General features: G+C 60.9%; 26 protein-coding genes and 1 pseudogene. 14 read left to right on the top strand and 13 right to left on the bottom strand.

All coding sequences use genetic code 11. The features are described 5' to 3' along the window. Positions 1–16 precede the first annotated feature (16 nt). Positions 17–214: pseudogene (locus ASD58_RS32835) on the bottom strand (hypothetical protein); the annotation flags it as partial. A gap of 1 nt (position 215) precedes the next feature. Beyond that, a partial coding sequence (locus tag ASD58_RS20345; protein ID WP_229210040.1) for an IS5 family transposase occupies positions 216–1,429 on the bottom strand: 1,214 nt, incomplete at its 3' end. Positions 1,430–1,791: 362 nt separating this feature from the next. Here ASD58_RS20345 and ASD58_RS20340 point away from each other — a divergent pair. The 3 genes from ASD58_RS20340 (at position 1,792) to ASD58_RS20330 (ending at position 3,233) form a co-directional block, all read left to right on the top strand. Beyond that, complete coding sequence (locus ASD58_RS20340) at positions 1,792–2,232, top strand: RDD family protein (RefSeq protein ID WP_057263018.1); 441 nt, start codon at positions 1,792–1,794, stop codon at positions 2,230–2,232. A gap of 88 nt (positions 2,233–2,320) precedes the next feature. Then, positions 2,321–2,677 (top strand): hypothetical protein, encoded by a 357-nt coding sequence (locus tag ASD58_RS20335; RefSeq protein WP_057263017.1) that lies wholly within the window; start codon positions 2,321–2,323, stop codon positions 2,675–2,677. 4 nt (positions 2,678–2,681) lie between these two features. Further along, on the top strand, positions 2,682–3,233 hold the full coding sequence (locus ASD58_RS20330; RefSeq protein ID WP_156401383.1) for a hypothetical protein: 552 nt from the start codon (positions 2,682–2,684) through the stop codon (positions 3,231–3,233). Here ASD58_RS20330 and ASD58_RS20325 read toward each other — a convergent pair. Next, positions 3,230–3,901, bottom strand: coding sequence for a CatA-like O-acetyltransferase (locus ASD58_RS20325; RefSeq protein WP_229210039.1), 672 nt, complete (start codon positions 3,899–3,901; stop codon positions 3,230–3,232). The two genes, ASD58_RS20330 and ASD58_RS20325, sit on opposite strands and share 4 nt — an antisense overlap. A gap of 63 nt (positions 3,902–3,964) precedes the next feature. After that, entirely contained in the window at positions 3,965–4,294 is a 330-nt protein-coding gene (locus tag ASD58_RS20320) for a hypothetical protein (protein WP_057263015.1), read from the bottom strand. A 73-nt stretch (positions 4,295–4,367) separates the two neighbouring features. Between ASD58_RS20320 and ASD58_RS20315 the strand changes: the two genes are divergently transcribed. Further along, positions 4,368–4,745: a GFA family protein gene (locus tag ASD58_RS20315; RefSeq protein WP_057263014.1), complete on the top strand. Its 378-nt coding sequence runs from the start codon at positions 4,368–4,370 to the stop codon at positions 4,743–4,745. Positions 4,746–4,751: 6 nt separating this feature from the next. Here the strand turns inward: ASD58_RS20315 and ASD58_RS20310 are convergent, their stop codons facing one another. Together ASD58_RS20310 and ASD58_RS20305 are read right to left on the bottom strand one after the other, a co-directional pair. After that, the gene (locus ASD58_RS20310; RefSeq protein ID WP_057263013.1) at positions 4,752–6,206 is read right to left on the bottom strand and encodes a DUF4832 domain-containing protein; all 1,455 of its coding nucleotides are present in this window, start codon (positions 6,204–6,206) and stop codon (positions 4,752–4,754) included. 66 nt (positions 6,207–6,272) lie between these two features. Further along, positions 6,273–7,076 carry a ferritin-like domain-containing protein gene (locus ASD58_RS20305; RefSeq protein ID WP_057263012.1) on the bottom strand — a complete coding sequence of 268 codons (804 nt, stop codon included), beginning with the start codon at positions 7,074–7,076 and terminating at the stop codon, positions 6,273–6,275. 100 nt (positions 7,077–7,176) lie between these two features. On the opposite strand from ASD58_RS20305, the gene ASD58_RS20300 reads away from it, so the two are divergent. After that, positions 7,177–7,815 (top strand): DsbA family protein, encoded by a 639-nt coding sequence (locus tag ASD58_RS20300; RefSeq protein WP_057263011.1) that lies wholly within the window; start codon positions 7,177–7,179, stop codon positions 7,813–7,815. Positions 7,816–7,860: 45 nt separating this feature from the next. Then, a complete protein-coding gene (locus ASD58_RS20295) occupies positions 7,861–8,217 on the top strand; it encodes a hypothetical protein (protein ID WP_156401382.1) in 357 nt (118 codons plus the stop codon). Here the strand turns inward: ASD58_RS20295 and ASD58_RS20290 are convergent. Further along, entirely contained in the window at positions 8,214–8,645 is a 432-nt protein-coding gene (locus ASD58_RS20290; protein WP_156401395.1) for a DUF411 domain-containing protein, read from the bottom strand. The genes ASD58_RS20295 and ASD58_RS20290 overlap by 4 nt on opposite strands. Positions 8,646–8,742: 97 nt before the next feature. Between ASD58_RS20290 and ASD58_RS20285 the strand changes: the two genes are divergently transcribed. The 6 genes from ASD58_RS20285 to ASD58_RS20260 all read left to right on the top strand — a co-directional run bounded on the left by ASD58_RS20285 (position 8,743) and on the right by ASD58_RS20260 (position 12,724). Then, positions 8,743–9,336 carry a TetR/AcrR family transcriptional regulator gene (locus tag ASD58_RS20285; protein ID WP_057263008.1) on the top strand — a complete coding sequence of 198 codons (594 nt, stop codon included), beginning with the start codon at positions 8,743–8,745 and terminating at the stop codon, positions 9,334–9,336. An 82-nt stretch (positions 9,337–9,418) separates the two neighbouring features. Then, positions 9,419–10,447, top strand: a complete 1,029-nt coding sequence (locus tag ASD58_RS20280) for an NADP-dependent oxidoreductase (protein WP_057263007.1) — start codon at positions 9,419–9,421, stop codon at positions 10,445–10,447. A gap of 81 nt (positions 10,448–10,528) precedes the next feature. Further along, positions 10,529–10,885 (top strand): hypothetical protein, encoded by a 357-nt coding sequence (locus ASD58_RS20275; protein WP_156401381.1) that lies wholly within the window; start codon positions 10,529–10,531, stop codon positions 10,883–10,885. After that, positions 10,885–11,418: a GNAT family N-acetyltransferase gene (locus ASD58_RS20270; protein ID WP_057263005.1), complete on the top strand. Its 534-nt coding sequence runs from the start codon at positions 10,885–10,887 to the stop codon at positions 11,416–11,418. Before ASD58_RS20275 ends, ASD58_RS20270 begins: the two co-directional genes overlap by 1 nt. A gap of 24 nt (positions 11,419–11,442) precedes the next feature. Continuing rightward, entirely contained in the window at positions 11,443–12,222 is a 780-nt protein-coding gene (gene xth, locus ASD58_RS20265) for an exodeoxyribonuclease III (protein ID WP_057263058.1), read from the top strand. A gap of 85 nt (positions 12,223–12,307) precedes the next feature. Next, a complete protein-coding gene (locus tag ASD58_RS20260; protein ID WP_057263004.1) occupies positions 12,308–12,724 on the top strand; it encodes a biopolymer transporter ExbD in 417 nt (138 codons plus the stop codon). 191 nt (positions 12,725–12,915) lie between these two features. Here the strand turns inward: ASD58_RS20260 and ASD58_RS20255 are convergent, their stop codons facing one another. Then, entirely contained in the window at positions 12,916–14,484 is a 1,569-nt protein-coding gene (locus ASD58_RS20255) for a S8 family serine peptidase (protein WP_057263003.1), read from the bottom strand. A gap of 254 nt (positions 14,485–14,738) precedes the next feature. Here ASD58_RS20255 and ASD58_RS20250 point away from each other — a divergent pair, with 254 nt between their 5' ends. Further along, positions 14,739–15,440: a 2OG-Fe(II) oxygenase gene (locus ASD58_RS20250; RefSeq protein WP_057263057.1), complete on the top strand. Its 702-nt coding sequence runs from the start codon at positions 14,739–14,741 to the stop codon at positions 15,438–15,440. A 26-nt stretch (positions 15,441–15,466) separates the two neighbouring features. On the opposite strand, the gene ASD58_RS20245 is transcribed toward ASD58_RS20250, so the two are convergent. From ASD58_RS20245 to ASD58_RS20225, 5 genes are all read right to left on the bottom strand, one after another. Further along, on the bottom strand, positions 15,467–16,150 hold the full coding sequence (locus ASD58_RS20245) for a PEP-CTERM sorting domain-containing protein (protein WP_057263002.1): 684 nt from the start codon (positions 16,148–16,150) through the stop codon (positions 15,467–15,469). A gap of 92 nt (positions 16,151–16,242) precedes the next feature. Further along, positions 16,243–17,121 carry a DMT family transporter gene (locus ASD58_RS20240; protein ID WP_229210038.1) on the bottom strand — a complete coding sequence of 293 codons (879 nt, stop codon included), beginning with the start codon at positions 17,119–17,121 and terminating at the stop codon, positions 16,243–16,245. Positions 17,122–17,202: 81 nt separating this feature from the next. Beyond that, positions 17,203–17,610, bottom strand: a complete 408-nt coding sequence (locus ASD58_RS20235; protein WP_055925060.1) for a hypothetical protein — start codon at positions 17,608–17,610, stop codon at positions 17,203–17,205. Positions 17,611–17,620: 10 nt separating this feature from the next. Continuing rightward, a complete protein-coding gene (locus ASD58_RS20230; protein WP_229210037.1) occupies positions 17,621–18,820 on the bottom strand; it encodes a porin in 1,200 nt (399 codons plus the stop codon). A 145-nt stretch (positions 18,821–18,965) separates the two neighbouring features. Further along, on the bottom strand, positions 18,966–20,363 hold the full coding sequence (locus ASD58_RS20225; protein WP_057263000.1) for an amino acid permease: 1,398 nt from the start codon (positions 20,361–20,363) through the stop codon (positions 18,966–18,968). 144 nt (positions 20,364–20,507) lie between these two features. On the opposite strand from ASD58_RS20225, the gene ASD58_RS20220 reads away from it, so the two are divergent. Then, positions 20,508–20,927 carry a hypothetical protein gene (locus ASD58_RS20220; protein ID WP_057262999.1) on the top strand — a complete coding sequence of 140 codons (420 nt, stop codon included), beginning with the start codon at positions 20,508–20,510 and terminating at the stop codon, positions 20,925–20,927. The last annotated feature ends 17 nt before the right edge of the window (positions 20,928–20,944 follow it).

The raw sequence follows: 20,944 nt of genomic DNA, 5'->3' as shown, positions 1-20,944 counted from the left end.
GTCCGGTCTGAATAATTCAAATTCCGTTGGCGCGTAGCCGGCATGGTGCGAAGGCCAAGGCAGCGCATTCGCGGGCTTGATCCCATCCAGGCCACAGGAATCGGCGCTGTACCAGCCGAAGCAGGTGAGTCAGTATTGGCCAGCCCGCGTTCAGGCCAAAAAGAAGCCGTAGCTTCCGCAGAATCATGCGCAGGTTATGGCCGCAACCGCACAGNAGTGCATGGAAGGCGTCGCCGTCCGCGCCTTTCAACCAATTGCGCCGTAACCTGCCGTCGTTCTTCATGTGGCCGATTGCCGGCTCGATGGCGCTGCGCCGTCGAATATCCCGGCGCAGGCGCTGTGTGATGTCGCGCTTGAGCTTATGGTGGTAGACCTTTGTGCCCGACGGGACCTCCGCTCCGCGATAGCCAAGATCAACGAACACATCCTTCGGTTGGCAGTCGGTCAGAATCTCCACCTGTTGCAAGGTTTCCAGCAAGGTGTGGCCATCGTAGGGATTGCCAGGCATGGTGCGCATGCCCACCACCAATCCTTCTTTGTGGGTGGTGGCGATGGAAACCTTCACGCCGAATTCATATGGCTGGCGCGCCTTGCCTTTGGCGATGCATTCCGCTTCCGGCGCGTGCAAGCTGTAGAGCTTGTTTTTGTCGCGCTGCTTCTGTGCCAGCAAGCGCTTGACCTTGCCCAGCAAGTCAGTCGCCTTGCCTTGCAACGCCTCCGGAATCTTGGCGGTCTGCCGTTCAACGTCGCGCCAGACGCGACCCACAATCGTCCTCAGTTTCTTCAGGCTGCCGCGCATGCGCTTGAACTGTTTGGCATGGGCATACCGCCCGACCTGCACCGCCAGCCGTGGCGCTTCGCGGTTGTAGTTCTGGCGCAGCATCAGCCCGGCTTCGGCGGCCAGTTTCACCAACTGCTGCCGGCCCCGTTCCAGTAGCTTGCTGTCGGTGGGATGAGCAATGGCTTTTTCCTGCACCGTGCTGTCGACGATGACTTTCTGAAAGCTCTGCGGCTTGATCACTTGGGTGGATTCCGCTGCCTTGATGGTTTGCGTCAGCATCCATTCCAGGCCTTCTTCGCCAATGCGCTTGCGCCAGCGCGTCAGCGAGCTGGGATCAATCGGCGGCCGGTGCTGGAACCAGGTTTCGCCGCAGAACAGCTGCCAATACGGGTTCTCGACCCAGCCCCACACCACATCCTCGTCGGACAAGGCGAACGTGTGCTGCAAGTACAGCAGGCCGGCGATGAGCCGTGTGGAAGTGGCTGGACGGCCTCGGGAGGATGGGAAGTGGCCAGCCCACTTTTGTTCGAATACTTGCCAGTCGATGTGCTGGGCCAGCCTGGCCAGCGGGTGCTCAAGGTTTACCAGCTCGTCCAAGCGCTGGCGGAACATGTCGTTGCTTTGTGGTGCGGCTGGCTTTGGTCCCATGAAACCCTCGAAAATTTGCAAGGAATTGCCACCATTTTAGCGAAACCTTGCAAATCTCAGCAGTGATTTTTGAGCGTTTCGCCTTTAGAATCGGGCGGTATGGGATTATTCAAGGCCGACNGGCTGGCTTTGGTCCCATGAAACCCTCGAAAATTTGCAAGGAATTGCCACCATTTTAGCGAAACCTTGCAAATCTCAGCAGTGATTTTTGAGCGTTTCGCCTTTAGAATCGGGCGGTATGGGATTATTCAAGGCCGACCATGTAATAAATTGAGTCAATTTAGTAAGAACATATGTCCAATTCTGTAGTACCCGAAATCCAAATCGACGTTCGTCAACGATTTTAAGCGGCAAAGCCGGGAATGCTGCTCCCGCGGGCGTTTGCCCAACTCATTGATGTTGCGATACTTGTCGGTGCCTTCGCGTTTCTTCAACGCCTCACGAACTATCGCTACGAAAAAAGTAATCCGGCCGACTGCCTGGCTGTTCTTGCAGTGTTCTCCTACTTTGTCATTTGCGAATGGCGGTGGCGGAAGACCGTCGGGAAGCGGGTGCTTGGACTAAGCGTGGTTGACGCTCATGGCAGGACGATCTCGCTTGCGCAATCGTTGGGGCGAAACCTGTTCAGGCCCTTCGAAGCAATCATCGGGTCTACGTGCATCGTCGGTGCGGTGCTGATTCTCTTTACAAAATACAGCCAGCGCCTGGGAGACCTGGCGGCCGGCGCTTTTGTGGTACCCGGCGAATTGTTAATAAGCCGCACGGGGAAGGGAGAAGCGGTAAGGCATAACGATGCCAATTGACTTCAAGCGTGCGCCAGCAAATAAAAATATTTGATAAGTGAAATTTTGAGAGTTTCTAAGGCCCCCTTGGCGGTTACTATACCGCCCCATGCGCCAGGTCTTTGTCACAAACTCCGAGCTTGAATACGAAGATGCGTGGGATCGTCTGTCCCGCGCAGGCATTCCGGTATTCGAGCCCTCCAAACCGTCGAAAGAGGGACGGGTACTTTGCATCTGGCTCGCACACCAATACGACGATGCCGTCTCGCTGCTGCTCAATCCCCTGCACATCGTCGCCACTTCGGTGACGGACGAAGAGTTCGAGCGCATCCAGGCTGCTGCCGATGCGCGCATGGCCCGCACCCGCGACCACGCGTGGGAACAATCGCTCAATCGCCTCGTCGCATGCGCTTCGCTGCTGTTGCTAAGCGGTTTGGTCTACATCACCCTGCCCAACGTCTTGTAAGCCAATGACGGAGCTTTTCTCGGTCATTCGCATGGCCTATGCCGCTACGCTCGCCGATGCAGTCGCGTCATCCGCGAATGCGCATGTGGAAGCGGCGCTGAGGCGCGACGATGGCAGCCTGGCGCTCGATGGCGAATATGACCTGCCGATGCGGGCGGACCTGATTTCCAGGCGCGGGACGCAAGCGGGCAAACTGCTTTCTGTCGACTCGCACACCCGCATGCAGTTCAGCGTGCACACCTTGCCGATTCCTCCAGCCATCGTCTACGTTGCGCCTTTCGTATGGGACGCGGTGGCGTTACGCGTCGGCGGCCTTTTTCCGGAACAGGTGGGGGCAGTGCTGGCGCCGTGGTTCATGGAGTGGTTCGATCCGGAGGATGCCAATCGGCTGAACGAAGAAGGACTGTTCGGCGTGGTGCATTTTGCGAGCGATCCTCGGCCTGAAGGTGCGCTGGTCGCGGTGGAACTGGACCTTGGCTCGGCGCCGGTGCAGGCGCTCGAGGATTTACTGGCGCGCCTCGCCGCTGCGGGAGCGCGCGATATTCGGCTAGCCTAGGCCTGCATCATCGACGTCAGTTCTGCGGCCACTTGTTCTGCAAGCAGGTGAATGTGGTATCCGTCGACAAAGCCATGATGCACCTGCACAGAGAATGGCAGTTCAAGGCGGCCCGCGCCGGCATCCCTGAATTTTCCCCATGCGAACGAAGGAATATCCGGCTGCGCCAGCACTGCAATGGGGTGCTGAATTGAGGTGAAATTCAGCCAGGGTATGCAGGTGATAAACACCTGTTCCTTCGCCTTGCGCGGTGTCATGCTGCGGTATTTGCGGTTCAGGGCCTCCATACTTGATGCCTCTTCGCGAGCGGCCACGCCGCTTGCCACGAACTCGCGCAGATCATCCGACCAGTCGAACTGGGCAAAGTTCAAGTCGTTATGCTGGTTCTTTACGGTGAATGAGGGCGCAAGGCGGTCAATGCGAATCACCTCGCCTTCCAGGATGCGATATCGGAAATTCTCCACCTTCAGCGCGGAGCGCAGCACAGCGCACAGCATCACGTGGAATGGCGGCATGCCTTGCGCCTTGCACCAAGGCCTGAAATCGGGCAGTTCCAGCACAAAGGTCAGGTTCAGGGCGGGGCTGTCCATGCTGTCGAACAGTTCGAAACGGTCGAGGCGGCGTTGCAGGGAGTTGTTAACGGTTTCTGTGGAAAAGTCTGTTAACAAGGAAGTCCTCCGGGCGCCAAGGCCATGATTTTAATGGGGATAATTCCGCTGCTCAATTTTGAGTCAACTCAGCCGGCCGAAGGTCAGGAAGATCCACGCGGCAGCAATTACCACCATTCCGGCTACGGTCACGCACGACCACGTGAAGAAGTAGGCCGACACCACAGTGGCCTGCAGCGCGCGTTCGAACAGGCAGCCCAGGCCAAAGTCGAAAGTGGCCATCACGGTCCAGCGCCGGAAATAAATTGGCAGGTAGCGGCTCATGTACTTGTTGTGCTGCAGGGCCGCATGGCGCTCGATCACGTTGCGTGCCGCGCTCACGTCCTTGAACAACCAGTCGAAGAAGATGAAGCGGTAGAGCAGGGTGCGGAAAGGCATGGCTTCGGTCGTCATGTGCGTCTCCCTTGAGTGCCTGGATATATTATCATTCCCCGCATTTCCCGCATTCCTCCTGAGGAGATAAAGCATGACGGAATACCTGCGCGGTAGCTGCCTATGCGGTGGCGTCGAGTACAAGGCCGACAAAAAATCGGTGCGTAGTGCTAGCCATTGTTATTGCACCATGTGCCAGAAGCAGCATGGCGCGGCTTCGGGTACTTACGCCAATGTGGCCAGCGCCGGTTTCAATTTTGAAAAGGGCGCCGACCTGGTCACGGAATTTCATTCATCCGACCATGGCCGGCGCGGCTTCTGCAAGGTATGCGGCTCGACGCTGACCTGGCGCAGCACGCAGGCGCCGGACCGAATCGCCATTACGCTGGGCACCATGGAGCCCGAGTATGAAGGACCGGTGCAGCACGAGCTGCACACGGATACCAAGCCGCGCTGGCTGCCAACCGCCTGACTGGCTTTAACGCCGTCGCAGGGTCGCCACCGCCAATGTGCCGTCCGCGGCGCGCTCGCTGATGGTCCACTTCAATGGCGCCCGTGGCGAGGCGCTGGTATCGCGCGCGGCCAGCCGCAAGGTGTAGTCGCCAGTTGGCAGTGCGGGCAGAGTCCAGTTGTTCTGGTAGCTGGCGCTGGCGCCGCCGCCCAGCAGCGATTTCAGGCTGGCGGAAGTTAGGCCCGTCCACACCACTGTGCCCGATGAATTCACCAGTTCGGCATTCACCTGCCACGTTTCATAGGTTGGTGCGCTGCCATCGTTGCGCAGCATGATGGTCAGCGTCAGGGCGCCGCTGGAGGTGAGGCTGACGGTGCTGCTGGCAACTGCATACCGGTAGCCGGACTCGCGCGCCATCATCAGCAGGTCATTTTGCTCGGACGCAGTCAGCGCGCTCCAGCGCTCCGAATCCGGGCGGCTGGTCTCGAAATTTCCGTTGCTGAACAGCGTGATATGGAAAGCGGCCGCCTGTTGGCGGGCCGTGGCCGGATTGTTCTGCGGGTCGCCACTGGTGAAGGGGCAGAATTCGGACACAAATGGCGCCTTCTGCCACTGGCTGGCAAAGGCCGCCCATTCCGCAGGGCGGTTGGACCACTGGTCGAAGTAACCGTAGCGGCTCAGGCAGTCGGCACGCAAGCCCACCGGCCTGCTGGTGATGGTCTGCTCCAGCAGGCCGTAGGTCAGCGCGTCCTTGTTCGAGTACGGTATGAACATCACGTGCTGCTGGTTGGGGAAGGCGTCGAAATGCATCTTCGCGAATTCGCGCTTGCTGGCATCGGTCGCAGGCGTGATGCCGGCGGGCGGGCTGGCATAAGCGCTGGAGCGTAGCGCCCATTCGCCGTACTGGCCGTACATGCCGACGTCGATCCAGGCGATGTCCGCGCTGCTCGTGCCCAGTGCGGTGGCCAAAGCGGACAACAGGGCGCGCGAGCGCTGTTGCAGCCATGGGTCGTTCCAGTCCGGAATGAAGGTCTGGCCTGGAACAGTCGTGTCGGTGTCTGCCCAGAAGCCGCAACCAGCCTGGCAGTTGATGTTGTTGACGATGTAGGCGGGAGCGTAGACCACGCCGTCGTCATAGCCCGCCATCATGCGCACGCGGAAGGCGAACTTGCGGCCCTGGCTCTTCGCTGTTGCCAGGTCGTTCAGGATTGCGTTGAAGTTGTACTGTCCTTCCGCCGCTTCCAGGTCTTTCCAGTAGTAGCGGCGGTAGGCATCCTTGGCCGGCGCCGATTGCGGCACCAGCTCCTGGTTCTGCCAGCGGTAATAGCCGCGCAAGGGGTTGATAGTGTCGTCGACGGCGACGGAAATCGCCGTGTACGTGCGGCTGGCATTCAAGGCTGTCCAGCTTTTCGGGCCGGCCAGCGCCGGGGCAGTGCTGGCCGCCAGCAGGGCAGTTGCGATGAGGCAGTTCAGGCGCGACATAGGGATCTCCCGGTATGTTGACGTCGGGAAAATTTAGCGCGCCTCCAGCCTGGCGGCAATAATTACTTAATGTAGTAAAGCGCGCAGCTCTTCTTCGCTGAAACCGGCCTTGCGGCGGGCCTCCATATTGAAAGGGCCTCGCACCGTGGCCTTGTACTGCACCACCAGTTCATCGTAAGTCGTCACCGGATCAAGCCCGCGCAATCCGCACAAGTGCCAATACCAGCGGTTGCCGATTTCCACATGGCCAATTTCGTCGCGCAGGATGATGTCGAGGATCGCGGCGGCCGCTTCGTCGCCGGCTTGCGCCAGCTTGGCGCGCAGCGGCGGTATGGCATCGAGGCCGCGCGCTTCCAGGGTGCGCGGCACCAGCGCCATGCGCGCCATCACGTCGCCTGTGGTTTTCTCCACCATCTCCCACAGGCTGCCGTGCGCGCTGTAGTCGCCGTAGGCGCAACCGAGCGTAAGCAGGTGGGCCGACAGCAGCGAGAAGTGGTAAGCCTCTTCCTTCGCCACGCGCAGCCAGTCGGCGTAGAACTGTTCCGGCATGGCAGGGAAGCGCCACATCGCATCCAGCGCCAGGTTGACGGCATTGAACTCGATATGTGCCAGCGCGTGCACCAGCATGGCGCGGCCTTCCACTGTCGCCATCGAACGGCGGCCGACCAGGCGCGGTGCCACCAGTTCGGGGCGGGCGGGGCGGCCGGGGATCAGCGTATCCGGTGCGGCCAGCGGGGACGCCGCGTCCAGCAGCAGCGACCCGCCGGCCCAGGCTTCGGCCATGGCGGCGACGGCGGCTACCTTGGCGGCGGGATCGGGTTCGACCAGGCATTGCAGCGCAATGCTGCGGAGTTCAGGCTTTGCTTCCATTTGTTACATCAGGTATAGATAGTCTTGTCCCGCACCCCGTTTTTCGGTGCAGGGGCCGACAGTATAGTGCCTTCCATCGATAACCCTTTGGAAGAACGTAATGAAACTCGTATATGTTGGCGACCCGATGTGCTCCTGGTGCTATGGCTTCGGCAAGGAATTGGCGCAATTGCGCACCCAGCATCCCGCGCTGGAACTGGAAATCGTGGTTGGCGGCCTGCGCGCCGGCGGCACCGAAATCCTGGACGACGCGGCCAAGCAATTCCGCCTGCAGCATTGGGCGCGCGTGGAGGAGGCGAGCGGCTTGCCGTTCAACCGCGAAGCATTCCTCGCGCGACAAGGTTTTGTCTACGATACGGAGCCGGTGTGCCGCGCCGTAGTGGCAGCACGCCGGCTTGCCCCGGAAGCCGACCTGCTGGCGGTGTTCCGCGCCTTCCAGCACGCCTTCTACGCAGAAGGGCGCGACACTACGGACGGCAATGAGCTGGCAGCAATCGGCGCCGCCGAACTGCAGCGCCAAGGCCACGACGTCAGTGCCGCCGGGTTCCTCTACACATGGCGCGAGCCCGCCACCATTGCCGAGACACATGGCCACTTTACCCTTGCCCGTAAGCTCGGGGTGACCAGTTTCCCGTCCTTACTGCTCGACACCGGCGACGGCGTGCGCCAAGTCAGCCCCGGTTACGCCCACACTGCCCAGTTGCACCGGCTGCTGGGCGAGGCTTTGGCTGCTGCGTGAGCCAGCGCACCGAACGGCCGCAAGCAGCGGGCGCAGAATGCCTGCATGGATACCCAAACAATATTATTTGTTGCCTGTGTGCTGTTCGGTGTCGCCGCTGCCGGCGGCATCGTCATGGCACTGATCCGCTTGGGGAAAAAAGCTAACCCACCGCACTGGATCGCGATGCTGCACGGCTTCATTGCCGCAGCCGGCGTGACCTTGCTGGCCTACGTGACGATCTTCTCGCACGTGCCGGACCTGGCCCACATTGGCTTGCTGGCGCTGCTGCTGGCAGCGATTGGCGGCGTGTGGATGGACCTGGGCCGCCACCAACAGGGCGTGCTGATTCCCAGCGCCGTCATGATTGGCCACGCACTGGTGGCGGTTGCCGGCGTCGGTTTACTGCTGCTCGCGCTTTAGTTGTAGTGCTGGTAGACCTTGGCCGAGCCATCAGGCAGCACCAGTAGCACATCGTAAGCGTCCTTGCGCGGACCTTCCATGCCCGGCGAACCAAGCGGCATGCCCGGCGCGGCCAAACCCTTTGCCTTTGGCTTTGCCGCCAGCAGGCGTTTTATTTCGGCAGCCGGCACATGTCCTTCAATCGCATAGCCGTCGACCACGGCCGTATGGCACGAGCCGAAGCGGTCCGGAATGCCCATCTTCTCGCGCGTATCGGAAGGATTGGCGACGTTGTGCGCCTCCACCTTGAAGCCGTTGTCGCGCAAGTGCTTCACCCACGCTTCGCAACAGCCGCAGCTTGCGCTTTTGTAGACGTCAATGACAGGCGTGGCAGCCATTGCCAGCACGGGCATGGCCAGTGTCGCGGCCAGGAGAGTTTTACGGATCATCATGGGCACATGGTGCCACGGCCCAATTTGAGACCGAAATGACCTGGGTCAAAAATATCTCTAGACGACTGGTCTAATTCGGTCTAGACTTTGCCACATGACTTCTACCAACTACGCCGACGTTCGCCAGGGCATCATCGATGCGGCCATGCCGCTGTTCATGCACAAGGGCTTCAACGGCGTCGGGCTGACTGAACTCCTGGGCGCCGCCAAGGTACCGAAAGGCTCGTTCTACCATTACTTCGGCTCCAAGGAAGTCTTTGGCGCGGCCGTCATCGACAGCTATTTCCAACGCACCCTGGCGCGCATCGACGACTTGCTGGCGCAAGGTGCAACGGGGCGCGAAGGCCTGCTGAACTATTTTGAAGACTGGCGCGAATGCCAACTGGGCGAATCCAGCCAATGCCTGGCTGTCAAGCTGGGTGCGGAAGTGAGCGACCTGTCGGAAGCCTTGCGCGCCTCGCTGCACCGCGGCGTCAGCGGCATCACCTCGCGGCTGGGGCAATGCATTGAGCGCGGCGTGGCAGACGGCTCGCTGCCGCAAGGCCTGGATGCCAAGGTGCTGGCCATCGCCCTTTACCAGAGCTGGGTGGGCGCAAGCCTGCTCGCCAAGATCAATCATGACCGCGCGCCGCTGGATACGGCAATGGCGGGCACGCAGCAAGTACTGAATCAAACGCAGCACGCTTGAATCGGGCGGGGAGCCGAACCGGCCCCCCGCTTTTTTGTTCTCAATAACTAGACGACTGGTCTAATACTGAAAGGAGCATCAAATGACTGCCACCAGCAACCGCCGTATCGTCCTCGCCTCCCGCCCCCAGGGCTCGCCCACGCCAGCCGACTTCCGCCTGGAACAAGGGCCGGTGCCGGAACCGGGCGAAGGCCAGGTCCTGTTGCGCACCCTCTACCTGTCGCTCGACCCGTATATGCGCAACCTGATGGACGAAGTCCCGCCTGCCTATGCACCGCGGGTGGAACTGGGCGACACCATGGTCGGCGGCACCGTCAATCGCGTCGTGGCCTCGCGCCATCCAGGCTTCAAGGCTGGCGAGATAGTGCTGGGCAATGCAGGCTGGCAGGATTACGCCTTATCCGACGGCAGCGACTTGCGCGCGCTGGGAGATATGAAGCAGCCCTCGCTGGCGCTGGGTGGATTGGGCATGCCGGCCTTTACCGCCTATGTCGGCCTGCTCGACATCGGCCAGCCCAAGCCGGGCGATACTGTGGTGGTGGCGGCTGCTACCGGCGCGGTCGGCTCCATCGTCGGCCAACTCGCCAAATTGAAGGGCGCCCGCGTGATCGGTATTGCCGGCGGCGCCGACAAGGTGGCGTTTGCTCGCGACGAGCTAGGCTTCGACGTTGCCCTTGATCGCCACGACCCGCAACTGGCGCAGAAGCTGGCCGAGGCGGCGCCCGAGGGGATTGATGTCTATTTTGAAAACGTTGGCGGCGCTGTGTTCGACGCGGTGTTGCCGCTATTGAACACTGGCGCGCGCGTCCCGGTGATCGGTGTGATCGCCCAATATAACCAGAATGGTGCGCCGCAAGGCGAAGACCGGCTGCCGAAAGTGATGTCGACCATCCTGCAAGAGCGCATTCTGATGCAAGGCCTGGTCATCCTGGACCACTACGAAACGCGCTATGAAGACTTCGCCCGCGACATGTCGGCCTGGGTCGCAGAAGGCAAAATCAATCTGTTCGAGGATGTGCTGGACGGCCTGGAGCAAGCACCGGCGGGCTTAATTGGTTTGTTGCATGGCAGCAATTTTGGCAAGGTTGTAGTGTGCGTCACGAAATCCTGAGATGTTGTATATAACTCTGGCCGGGGGCTCTTTCTGCGTGGCATAATTGATTTAGTTCTTAATAATATTCCTGAACAATTCATGAATGTCTCCAGATTGATGATGGCGTTTACGATGGCCCTGGCCGTCGGTACAGCAGCCGCAAACCCCCAGCCCGCCAATACCTGGGACGGCCTCGTCGGCATGAAGTACGCCAAGGCCCGCAAGGAAGTGATCGACGCGGGCTGGCGCCCGGACCACCGCAATGCCGGAGCGGAATGGGAGCGCCAACTGCAGGGCCAGTTCCCGGAATTGCGCTCCTGCGAAGCCTCCAGCGGCCAGTGCATCCATTATTTCGTGTCCTATGACGGCATCTGCCTGAAGGTCGTGACCGAAGGCGATACCGTTGCCGCCTTCAAGGTGCGCAGCGTGGCACAAGGCTGCCCTAAGCAGCAGTAATGCCGTTCACCCTGCGGCCAGCCGTAGCGGCCGACATGGCCGAAATCATGCGGCTTGAACGCGCCGGCTTTGCGCAAGCGATCCAGGAAACCGAGGAAGCTTTCGCCGAACGCCTTTCCGCTGCACCCGAAGGATGTTGGGTGCTGGCCGGCGAAGCAGGGCGTTTGTACGGCTATCTTTGCGCCGAATTCTGGCCGCTGGAGCAGGGCTTCAATCCTGCCCGCTTTGCGCGCAACCATGCAGCAGCAGATACCCATATGCTGGATGGCGAAGAAGTTTATGTCTCCTCCATGGTGGTCGATCCTGCCACGCGCGGCACGGGCTGGGGAGGGCGCCTGTTCCGCGACGCCCTCGGCGAAATGTTCGCCCGCCATCCGCGCCTGCGCAGCGCCATCCTGATCGTCAACCCCGCATGGGACGCGGCGCGCCGCATCTACCGCGCCGAAGGCTTCACCGAAATCGGCGAGATCGACGGCTATTTCGCCTCCGGCGAGGGGCCGCGCTTGCCCGCCATCGTCATGCGCCGCAACTGACCCGGTTTGTGCATAATGGTCGCCATGCGAGTCGCGACCTTCAACATCAACGGAATCGGCGCCCGCCTGCCGGCGCTGCTGCAGTGGCTGAATGAAACCCAGCCCGATGTCGTATGCCTGCAGGAGCTGAAAGCCCCGCATGAAAAATTCCCCGAAGCGGCCATCAACGACGCCGGCTATGGCGCCATCTGGCATGGGCAGAAAAGCTGGAATGGCGTCGCCATCCTGGCCCGCGGCAGCACGCCGGTGGAACTTGGCCGCGCCTTGCCCGGCGATCCCGAAGATGTGCAGAGCCGCTACATCGAAGCCATGGTGGGCAAGCTGATGGTCGCATGCCTCTACCTCCCCAACGGCAATCCCGCGCCCGGCCCCAAGTTCGACTACAAGCTGAAATGGTTCGACCGCCTGATTGCGCGCGGCGAAGAACTGGTGGCATCGAAGAAGCCCGTCATTATGGCCGGCGACTACAACGTCATGCCGACTGAGCTCGACGTCTACAAGCCCGAACGCTGGGTGGACGACGCGCTGTTCCGGCCCGAAACGCGGGCAGCGTTCGCGAAGCTGGTCGGGCAGGGCTGGACGGATGCCCTGCGTACCATGCACCCCGACGAAAAGATCTACACGTTCTGGGATTACTTCCGCAACGCCTTCGGCCGCGACGCCGGCCTGCGCATCGACCACCTGCTGCTGAATCCCGTGCTGGCGCCGCGCCTGCTCGGTGCAGATGTCGACCGTGTGGTGCGCGGCCGGGAAAAGCCCAGCGACCATGCGCCCACCTGGGTTGAATTAGACGGTGACCTCTAATCTTTTCGCAACTGTTGTTTCCGCGCGGTATATTGACCTCACTCTGGAGTTGTTCGTTTTGATAACACTAACCTGAGGAGGCACCATGCGTTATTCACGCGCTGCAGCACTGTCCGCATCTTCCGCCGAAGCGGAGCCACTGAACCAGTTGAATATGACGCCGCTGATTGACGTCATGCTGGTCCTGATCATCATGCTGATCGTCACCATCCCCAAAGCCAACCACGCGATCGGCATGGACATGCCGCGGGATGGTGGCGCGATGGAGAAAATTGCCCAGACGCTGGAAGTCGATTTCGACGGCACGCTGTGGTGGAATGGCGCCCAGCTCGCAAGCCGCGCGGCGCTGGAAGAAAAGCTGGCAGCGCTGAAAGGCGACGACAGTATCCAGCTGCGCTCCAACGGTCTCGCGCCGTACAAAGTGGTGGCTGGCGTGCTGGCCACGGCGCAGCGTCTCGGCGTGCGCAATATCGCCATCGTAGGTAATGAACGCTTCCAATAACTAAATTCGGGGTCAGGTCTGTCATTTGGACATATAGCGCAATCATTTGATCCGCCTCAATACGCAAAATAGAGGAAATTTGCGTATTGAGAATTATCAAAGATTGGGACTGCGTGTCCAAATGACAGACCTGACCCCGAATAAAAAAAGGGCGCCGCGAGGCGCCCTTCGTGCTTGGAGAAAGCAGTAACTTAGTTGCCGCAGCCCAGGGACTTGATGCGGTCGTAGGCTGCCTTGGCTTGCACCAGGCCGTAACCGGTCTTGTTATCCTTGCCGGCGGTTTCCAGGTCCAGTGCCGATTTGGTCAGCGAGGAGCGGATCTGCGAGCCGGTGCAGGTCGGGAAGTAGGACCATACCAGTGCCGCTACAGCCGATACGTGCGGGGTGGCCATCGAGGTGCCGTCGTAGAAGGCGTAGTTGGTGGCTTTGACTTCCACCGTTGCGGACTGGCCCAGTTGGGCTTTCATCGCTGCGCCGTCAACATCGGTCGCGGTGACCGATGGGATGCTGGTCACGGTGGTGCCCAGCGTGCCGCCGAAGCCGCCCGCTGCGTTGTTGTACACGATCGCGCCAACGCCGCCGGACGCCTGGCAGTTGTTCACTTTGGTCGCGAAGTCCACGGTGCCGCGCTGGATCAGGCAGACCTTGCCGGATACGGCGCTGTTGACCGCATCACCCAGGCCGAAGTCGGCCAGCGGTGCGGTGCGGGAAGTTTTTGGCGAGCCGTCCATGTCGCCCGGGGTGTACACGGTCGAAGCCACGGTCAGGTGGGACTCGGAACCGGCACCCATCGGCACGGTCGACAGCACAGCCACGCCCGGGCCGGAGATTTCAACCTTGCTGTTGTACTGCGAGAAGGTGGCCCACTTCTTGAATTCGTCGACTGCGGCGACCATCATCACGCTGGAGTAGCCAGCTGGGTAGGACACCACGGTGTTGCCGTCATTGCCAGCCGCAGCGATCGACAGGATGCCTTTCGATTGCGCGGAATCGAAGGCGCGCTGTTCGGTCTTGCTGGAACCGCCGCCGCCCAGGGACATCGAAATCACGTTCGCGCCAGCGGTCACGCACTTGTTGACCGCAGTTGCCAGGGTCGAGGAGTAGGCCCAGCCGTCAGCGCCGAATACTTTGACGATGTGCAGTTTCAGGTTCTTGTTCGGGTTCACGCCGACCACGCCGGTGCCGCTGTTGTTGATGGCGGCGATGGTGCCTGCCACGTGCGAGCCGTGGTGGTTTTCATCGGTGTACCACCAGCCGGTGCCGGAGTCGTATTCGCCGGTCACGTTGTTGCCGTTCAGGTCTTCGTGGGCGCGGTCGTAGCCGGAGTCGATGATGCAGACCTTACGGTTGGCGGTGTTGGCGTCGGCCAGCTGGTCAGCTTGCACGGCCTTGATGCCCCACGGTACCAATTGGCCCAGCTGGTAAGGCGTGCCGGTCGAAGCCGAGGTTGTGGCGAAAGGATAGCGCTTCACGTCTTCTTCGACGTCGATCACGTCAGCGTGCTTTTTCAGGTTTGCCAGTTCGGATTTGGACAGCTCAACAGCCATCGCGTCAGCGCCGAACACTTCGTGTTTCAGCTTGCCCTTCAGCTTGGCAACGTGCTGCTTGATGTTGCCCGACTTGCCAGCCTGGAAGGTCACGATGTAGCGCGCGGTGTCGTCGGCCGCGAAAGCGTTGCCCATTGCGCCGAAAGCGATGACGCCAGCCAGCAGCTTGGCGCCCAGTGCGATTTTGGAAACCTGGAATTGCTTCTGAACCATGAAAATCTCCACTCTGTGTAAGGTGTGTATCCCGTGAGCCGTTGTTCGGCATGAATTATTTTTGCCGTAGTGAAAATGTTTTTCACTCGACTGGGACTGAGTGTAGGGAGAAAAATCCTGAAAATCTATCAAAATGTCTCTAGATGTATCCATCTGTTGAAAATGGCATACACATTTGTTAAGAATGAGACATTTTGCAAGCCACTGTCTCAAACTTAACAAATGGAAGTTGGTTTTGCCGTATGCTGCCCGGCATGGACGACTTTATTGAAATCTACGACGGCGCCCTGACGCCGGAAGAGTGCCAGCAAATCCTGGCGCGTTTCGAGGCCAGCGGCAAGGCCGTGCGCGGCAAGACTGGGCAGGGTGTGGACGTGGCCAAGAAGGATAGCTATGACCTGACCATCAGCCAGCACGTCGAATGGAACGACGTGTCGAACCTGATGATGGGCAGCGTGCTGACCCACCTGTCGGCCTACATGGACAAGTACCGCATGCTGCTGACCGGCGCCTTGTCGCCGCAGGTGCTGGATCCCGACAGCGGCCAGCCGGTGACGCTGAATACAGAAAACTTTGACCGTTGCGGCCGGCCATACCTGGCGGAGCTGATCCAGTCCATGTATCGCGCCGGTCCGATCAATGTGCAGAAATACCTGCAGGCCAGCGGTGGCTACCATCACTGGCATTCCGAGATCTATCCCCAAAATGCGAGCTGCGAAACGCTGCACCGCGCTTTGCTGTTCCAGTTCTACCTGAATGATGTGGCCGAAGGCGGGGAGACCGAGTTCTACTACCAGCAGCGCAAGGTGGAAGCGCGCCAGGGCCGGCTGATCATCGCGCCGGCCGGCTTCACCCATACGCACAAGGGGAATGTATCGCGCAGCGGCGATAAATATGTGGCGACTTCGTGGATTCTGTTCCAGCGCGCCGAAGCGATGTTCGGCGCGCGGGGTTGAGGCGCGCGTGAGAAGCGCTTGAGCGATTAAGCGCGACGGCGGCGGCGTGCCAGGGCCATTGCGCCCAGGCCACCCAGCAGCAGGGCGCCGCTGACTGGTTCCGGTACATCGGCTGGAGGAGCAGCGCGGTCGCCGGTCAGGCTGAGGTTGTCGATTGCCCAGCTCTCGTCTTCGCCTGCTTGCCAGACATTGCCGGAAGCGAAGAACTCGATGGTGTGCGCGCCGGCAGCCAGCTGGTCCAGGTTGAGGTTAATGGTATATGCCTGGTCGTTCCAGCCGGAGAAGCCCAGCTGGGTGCCGTAGGACAGGGTGCTCAGGTTCGCGCCCGAGGCAGGGGTGGCAGCAAAGGTGTCGAAGTTCTTTGTGAACAGCAGGTTGCCGTCGACACGGATGTTGAAGTAGTCAGGGCCGCAGCAGTTGCTGCCGTCCCACGAGTCGATGGCGCCGAAGGACAGGTTCAGCGTGGCATTGTTGACGGCGCTGCCGAGGTTCAGGTTCAGCACCGAAGCAGCCGCTGGGTTGCCTGGGGCGTTATTGCGCAGCATTTGCTGGCCGAAGCCGAGCGCGCCATAGCCTTGCGTGCCAGTCAGGAAGCCGGCGCCGGTAAAGCCGTTGGCATTGGATTCGAAGTTGTTCGAGTAGAGCACGTCTGCGGATGCTGGGATGGCGGCAGCGATGGCCAGTGCTGCGAAGATTGCTTTGAATTTCATTAAGGGTTCTCTGGTTATTGTTAATCAAACAGAGATTCCATAAAGCAAAACATATGCCATCCAGCAAAATCAATGACTTAGGAAACTGACAGTTACCGATTGTAAAGTTTTTCGACAGCAAGTCGCCAATCCAGGTTGACTCCCAGGCTAGCCAGGACGATCAGGGCGAAGCCGGCCACTTGCCAGGCGCTGATCAAATGGCCATACACAACATAGTCCCAGCACACCGCCGCGGCGGGGTAAATGAAGGTCAATACCGCAATCGCCGCCGTTTCCATGCGCGGCGTGGCGCCGTAGATCATCACGTAAGCCATGGCGGTCGGTACCAGACCGAGGGTGCCCAGCCAGCCCCATTGCGCGGCACTCAGGCCGCCGGGTGGAATGGTGCTGAAGGCGCCCAGCAGCAGGGCGCCGGTCATGCAGTGCACCAGGGCCGTCAAATGCGGCGGCGTGCCGCGCATCGACTTGGTGGTCAGGGTCACGCCGGCATAGGCCAGGGCGCCGGTCAGGGTGCTCGCAATGCCGAGCAGGTAATTGGCATCCATCGGTTCATCGAAGCGCACTCCGCATGCCAGTGCCAAGCCGCCAAAGCCCACCGCGACCCAAGCCAGTTTGTTGGCGGCCAGGCGCTCGCGCAATATCAGGGCGCCCAGCAGCAACACCATGAAAGGCTGCACGTGGAACACGATGGTGGCGACGGCGATGCCGATGCGGCGGATCGCTTCGAAGAAAGTGACCCAGTTCACCACCATCAGCACACCGCTGAAGGCCGCCAGCTTGAAGGCGCGCGGCGGCATGTTCCCGCGCTTGAACATGCCTTTCCAGCCGCAGTACAGCGCAAGCGCTACGGCGCCGATGGCGCAGCGGAAGAAAACCGTGGTGACTGGATCGAGGCCCGCCTCCTGGACGTAGACGCCCAGGGTGCTCAACATGAGCATGGCGATGATGTAGGCGAGGACGGGATGGCGCATTACCCCGATCATCGCATGAAAAAAATGGGGACGTACCCCATTTATGGGTACGCCCCTGCCGTTTCCTGCGATTGTGCCGATTTACTGCACAGTGAGGATGACTTTGACGCTGTCGTCGACGGCGGACTTCTCGATATAGCCGATGGCCTGGACGTCGGCAGCGACGGCTTTCTTCACTTCAGCGCTGGACCCGTACTCCTTGGGCGCCGTGCCTTTGCCGGTGAACACCAGCTTCGACCACTGGGCCTTGACCTGGGCGCTGTCCTTGCCCAGCACCTTCTGGCTGAACTCATTGCGCAGCGGGCCTTCGGTGTGTTCGATCGGCGTGAACAGGGTCGATTTACCGAGGAAGAACTGGGCCGCCTGCTCGCTGAACATGCGCGAGGCCGGATTCTTCGGATTGACCACCACCACGATTTCCGCTGCCAGCACGGGCAGGGCGGCACACATCATCGCTGCGGCAAGCAGCGGCTTGATTCGCTTGTCCATGGCTGCCTCCTCAGAACACGAAGTCGAGTGCTACGGCATACACGTTCACCGGTCCCTTGAAGCCTGGCGCGGGATTGATGAAGGCGCCGGCGCCGTCCTTGGGCTTGATGTGGTCGACCTGGACTTTCAGTGCCAGCGATTTGTAGAAGTCCCAGCGCACGCCAACCGCGTCGGATGACTGCAGCGCCGCCTTGGCCAGGCTGTTCACGCCAGCGCCGAGCGGCGCCAGTGGCCCGGTGGTTGGCAGGCCAGCTACGCTGCGGTCCGACTTCTGCTTGATGCTGCCGTGATAGTAGTAGGGCAGGAACTTGCCGATGCGGTAGCCCGCCATCGCGTACCACGAGTTGGTGTCGTGCACGATCAGCGTGTCGGTGCGGCGCATGGCGTATTCGGCCTGCAGCACCACGTTCTTCCAGTCCATCGTGCCACCGACGGAAGTGAAGGTGCCTTTCACGTCTTTCAGCGGCATCATGTCCGCCACCGAGCCAAGGCCCACGGTGCGCAGCGTGGTCACCAGGCCGGCCAGCGTGGGATTGTCGACCACGCTGAAGTCGGCCTGTGCGCGCCCGAAGCGCAGCGTGAACGGGCCATTTTCGGCTACTACGTGCAGCAGCAGCATCTTGCGGAACTCGATGTTCTGCGCGGGCTGGTCGACGTCGGCTCGGCCAGTGCCAAGCTGCACGCTCAGCGAGGTGTCGCCGAAGCTGTGCTGGTACAGCACGTCTACGCCGTCGAAGGAGTCCAGCGTGACCTGGCGATAGACTTCGGCCGGCGGGCGCAGCATGGTGTTGGCGTAGCCCACGTTGCGGAAGTCCGAAATCATGTAGATCGGCGCGCCCATGCGGCCGACGCGCACGCTGAAATCATCGTTGACCTTGAACTTGGCAAAAGCCCATGCCGCTTGGGCGCGGTAATGGTCGATGGCATCCTTGCGCACCAATCCCTGGCCGGTGAACGAGATCATGTCGTTGACCTTCACCGTGGCCTGGATGCCGAAGTTCGAATCGACGCCGGTGCGCCAGTCCTTCTTCACCCCGGATGCCTGGTTGGGCCGGATGAATTCTGCGTCGTCGGTGTCGGTGGAGGTGAGGGCTGCGGTGCCAAAGCCGCTGATGGTGACGGTGGGCCCGCCTTCCTGGGCGCTTGCCGAGATGGCGAAGCTGGCTGCTGAAAGCGCGGCAAGCGCGCTGCACATTCTTTTCATCGTCATGCTCTCTCCCGTTATTAGTGGTGTGAACAAGCTGACTACGGGGCCAAGTGTTACAGATTGCCGGCCCTAACGCCAATTTTCGTGGTAGGCGCGCAACAATGAAAAAAGCCCGCAGTTGCGGGCTTTCATGGGGAGAGCGTGCTGCTTACTTGGCTTTGCCCAGTTCGGAGCGATGGCGCGAGTAGCCGAAATACACCACCAGGCCGATGGCCAGCCAGATGCCGAAAGCCATCCAGGTAATGGCCGACAGGAAGGCCATCAGCGACAGGCAGAACACGACTGCCAGGCCAGGAACCACCGGCACGCCAGGGCAGCGGAAGGCGCGGTGCAGGTCCGGGCGCTTCTTGCGCATGATGATCACGGCGACCGATACCAGGCAGAAGGCGGCCAGGGTGCCCATGTTGACCAGTTCGGCCAGCACATTCAGCGGCACCAGGGCGGCGATGAAGCCGAAGATCAGTCCGACCATCCAGGTGGCGAAGAACGGGGTGTGGTATTTCGGGTGCACCTGCGACAGCTTCTTCGGCAGCAGGCCGTCGCGCGACATGGCGAAGATGATGCGGGTCTGGCCGTAGGCCATCACCAGGATCACGGTGGTCATGCCGAGGATGGCGCCCAGCGATACCCAGCCGGCGAACCAGTTTTCACCGGCGTATTGAAGGGCCAGCGACACCGGATGGTCAACGCCCAGGAATTGCTTGTAAGGGACGATGCCGGTCATGATGCCGGCCACGATCACATACAGGATGGTGCAGACAGCCAGCGAACCGATGATGCCGATCGGCAGGTCGCGCTCGGGACGCTTCACTTCTTCCGCAGCGGAAGTCACGGCGTCGAAGCCGATGAAGGCGAAGAACACCAGCGCTGCAGCGCTCATCACGCCGGAGGCGCCGAATGGCATGAACGGCTGCCAGTTGGCCGGCTGCACGTGGCCGGCGCCTACGCCGATGAACAGCAGCACCACGCCGATCTTGATGATCACCATGACGTTGTTGACGCGTGCCGATTCACGCACGCCCCAACCCAGCATGGCGGTCAGCACGATCATGATCAGGAAGGCCGGCAGGTTGAACAGGGTGGCGGTGCCGGGAATGGCGCCTGGCGCAGCGGTCAGCGCGGCGGGCAGGTGGATGCCGATGCCGGCGATCAGCGATTGGAAATAACCGGACCAGGCCACCGACACGGCGGAGGTGGCAAGGCCATATTCGAGCATCAGGTCCCAGCCGATCATCCATGCCACCAGCTCGCCCAGGGTGGCATAGCTATAGGTGTAGATGGAGCCGGCAACCGGAACGGTCGAGGCGAATTCGGCGTAGCACAGGGCGGCGAAACCGCAGGCCAGTGCTGCAACTACGAAGGAAATCGTCAGGGCCGGGCCAGCGGTCAGTGCGCCAGTGCCGGTCAAGACGAAGATGCCGGTGCCGACGATGGCGCCAATGCCCATCAGCACCAGGTCCATTGGACCCAGCACTTTCTGCAGGCCGCCCGGGGTACGGGTGGCTGCTACCATGTCGTCCAGGTTCTTGGTCCTAAAAATGCTCACTTGTCTCTCCAATATCTCTTCTCTTTTGGGATCGCCAAAAAAAGGCTGCCGCATATTAGCACACGGGTTTGCGGGAGGATGTTGTAGGATTGTAAATCTGAATTGTTTGTTGCCTTAAAAGTCCTTGCCCTACAGATGAAATATATGATACTCGCCGCGGCCACTGCCGCGACCACTTTCGCCTCGGCCGCTTTCGCCCAGCCGATGCCGCCGCAACCCGATACGCCAGCCTACAAAGCCTGCATGGCGGAGGAGGGCGAGCTGCGTCCCCAGCGCCAGGCCCTGGGGCGCCGCTTCCACGAACATGAAGCGGCGCTGGAACGCACCTCCGCCGAATTGTCGGCACATGAAGCGGCATCGGCCCAGGTCAACCGCACCGACAGCGCCGCCGTTGCCGCCTACAATGCGCGGCAGGATGAATTGAACGCACGGGCGGCCAGCCTGAACGCGGCCGGCACCAGCCTTGAAAAAGAGCTGCATGCCTTTAATGCACGCGTCGCTGCCGGCAATATCCGCTGCGGGAATATCCTCGCGCCATACAAAGTTCGCAAGAAGGAGAAATGATGCGCAAGATACTCGCT

The organism is Duganella sp. Root1480D1, assembly GCF_001427305.1.
Taxonomy (GTDB): Bacteria; Pseudomonadota; Gammaproteobacteria; order Burkholderiales; family Burkholderiaceae_D; genus Rugamonas.
Note: the sequence above shows the minus strand (reverse complement) of the source record. Positions and strands in the feature narration are given on the sequence as shown.

What these genes read in the sequence shown, in the direction of transcription:
- ASD58_RS20250 (WP_057263057.1), top strand. Translation starts at nt 14,739, where the DNA reads ATGGACGACTTTATTGAAATCTACGACGGCGCCCTGACGCCGGAAGAG.
- ASD58_RS20270 (WP_057263005.1), top strand. Translation starts at nt 10,885, where the DNA reads ATGCCGTTCACCCTGCGGCCAGCCGTAGCGGCCGACATGGCCGAAATC.
- ASD58_RS20335 (WP_057263017.1), top strand. Translation starts at nt 2,321, where the DNA reads ATGCGCCAGGTCTTTGTCACAAACTCCGAGCTTGAATACGAAGATGCG.
- ASD58_RS20275 (WP_156401381.1), top strand. Translation starts at nt 10,529, where the DNA reads ATGAATGTCTCCAGATTGATGATGGCGTTTACGATGGCCCTGGCCGTC.
- ASD58_RS20330 (WP_156401383.1), top strand. Translation starts at nt 2,682, where the DNA reads ATGACGGAGCTTTTCTCGGTCATTCGCATGGCCTATGCCGCTACGCTC.
- ASD58_RS20305 (WP_057263012.1), bottom strand. Translation starts at nt 7,076, where the DNA reads ATGGAAGCAAAGCCTGAACTCCGCAGCATTGCGCTGCAATGCCTGGTC.
- ASD58_RS20255 (WP_057263003.1), bottom strand. Translation starts at nt 14,484, where the DNA reads ATGGTTCAGAAGCAATTCCAGGTTTCCAAAATCGCACTGGGCGCCAAG.
- ASD58_RS20300 (WP_057263011.1), top strand. Translation starts at nt 7,177, where the DNA reads ATGAAACTCGTATATGTTGGCGACCCGATGTGCTCCTGGTGCTATGGC.
- ASD58_RS20245 (WP_057263002.1), bottom strand. Translation starts at nt 16,150, where the DNA reads ATGAAATTCAAAGCAATCTTCGCAGCACTGGCCATCGCTGCCGCCATC.
- ASD58_RS20230 (WP_229210037.1), bottom strand. Translation starts at nt 18,820, where the DNA reads ATGACGATGAAAAGAATGTGCAGCGCGCTTGCCGCGCTTTCAGCAGCC.
- ASD58_RS20290 (WP_156401395.1), bottom strand. Translation starts at nt 8,645, where the DNA reads ATGATCCGTAAAACTCTCCTGGCCGCGACACTGGCCATGCCCGTGCTG.
- ASD58_RS20235 (WP_055925060.1), bottom strand. Translation starts at nt 17,610, where the DNA reads ATGGACAAGCGAATCAAGCCGCTGCTTGCCGCAGCGATGATGTGTGCC.
- ASD58_RS20340 (WP_057263018.1), top strand. Translation starts at nt 1,792, where the DNA reads ATGCTGCTCCCGCGGGCGTTTGCCCAACTCATTGATGTTGCGATACTT.
- ASD58_RS20220 (WP_057262999.1), top strand. Translation starts at nt 20,508, where the DNA reads ATGATACTCGCCGCGGCCACTGCCGCGACCACTTTCGCCTCGGCCGCT.
- ASD58_RS20280 (WP_057263007.1), top strand. Translation starts at nt 9,419, where the DNA reads ATGACTGCCACCAGCAACCGCCGTATCGTCCTCGCCTCCCGCCCCCAG.
- ASD58_RS20240 (WP_229210038.1), bottom strand. Translation starts at nt 17,121, where the DNA reads ATGCGCCATCCCGTCCTCGCCTACATCATCGCCATGCTCATGTTGAGC.
- ASD58_RS20285 (WP_057263008.1), top strand. Translation starts at nt 8,743, where the DNA reads ATGACTTCTACCAACTACGCCGACGTTCGCCAGGGCATCATCGATGCG.
- ASD58_RS20320 (WP_057263015.1), bottom strand. Translation starts at nt 4,294, where the DNA reads ATGACGACCGAAGCCATGCCTTTCCGCACCCTGCTCTACCGCTTCATC.
- ASD58_RS20295 (WP_156401382.1), top strand. Translation starts at nt 7,861, where the DNA reads ATGGATACCCAAACAATATTATTTGTTGCCTGTGTGCTGTTCGGTGTC.
- ASD58_RS20260 (WP_057263004.1), top strand. Translation starts at nt 12,308, where the DNA reads ATGCGTTATTCACGCGCTGCAGCACTGTCCGCATCTTCCGCCGAAGCG.
- ASD58_RS20315 (WP_057263014.1), top strand. Translation starts at nt 4,368, where the DNA reads ATGACGGAATACCTGCGCGGTAGCTGCCTATGCGGTGGCGTCGAGTAC.
- ASD58_RS20310 (WP_057263013.1), bottom strand. Translation starts at nt 6,206, where the DNA reads ATGTCGCGCCTGAACTGCCTCATCGCAACTGCCCTGCTGGCGGCCAGC.
- xth (WP_057263058.1), top strand. Translation starts at nt 11,443, where the DNA reads ATGCGAGTCGCGACCTTCAACATCAACGGAATCGGCGCCCGCCTGCCG.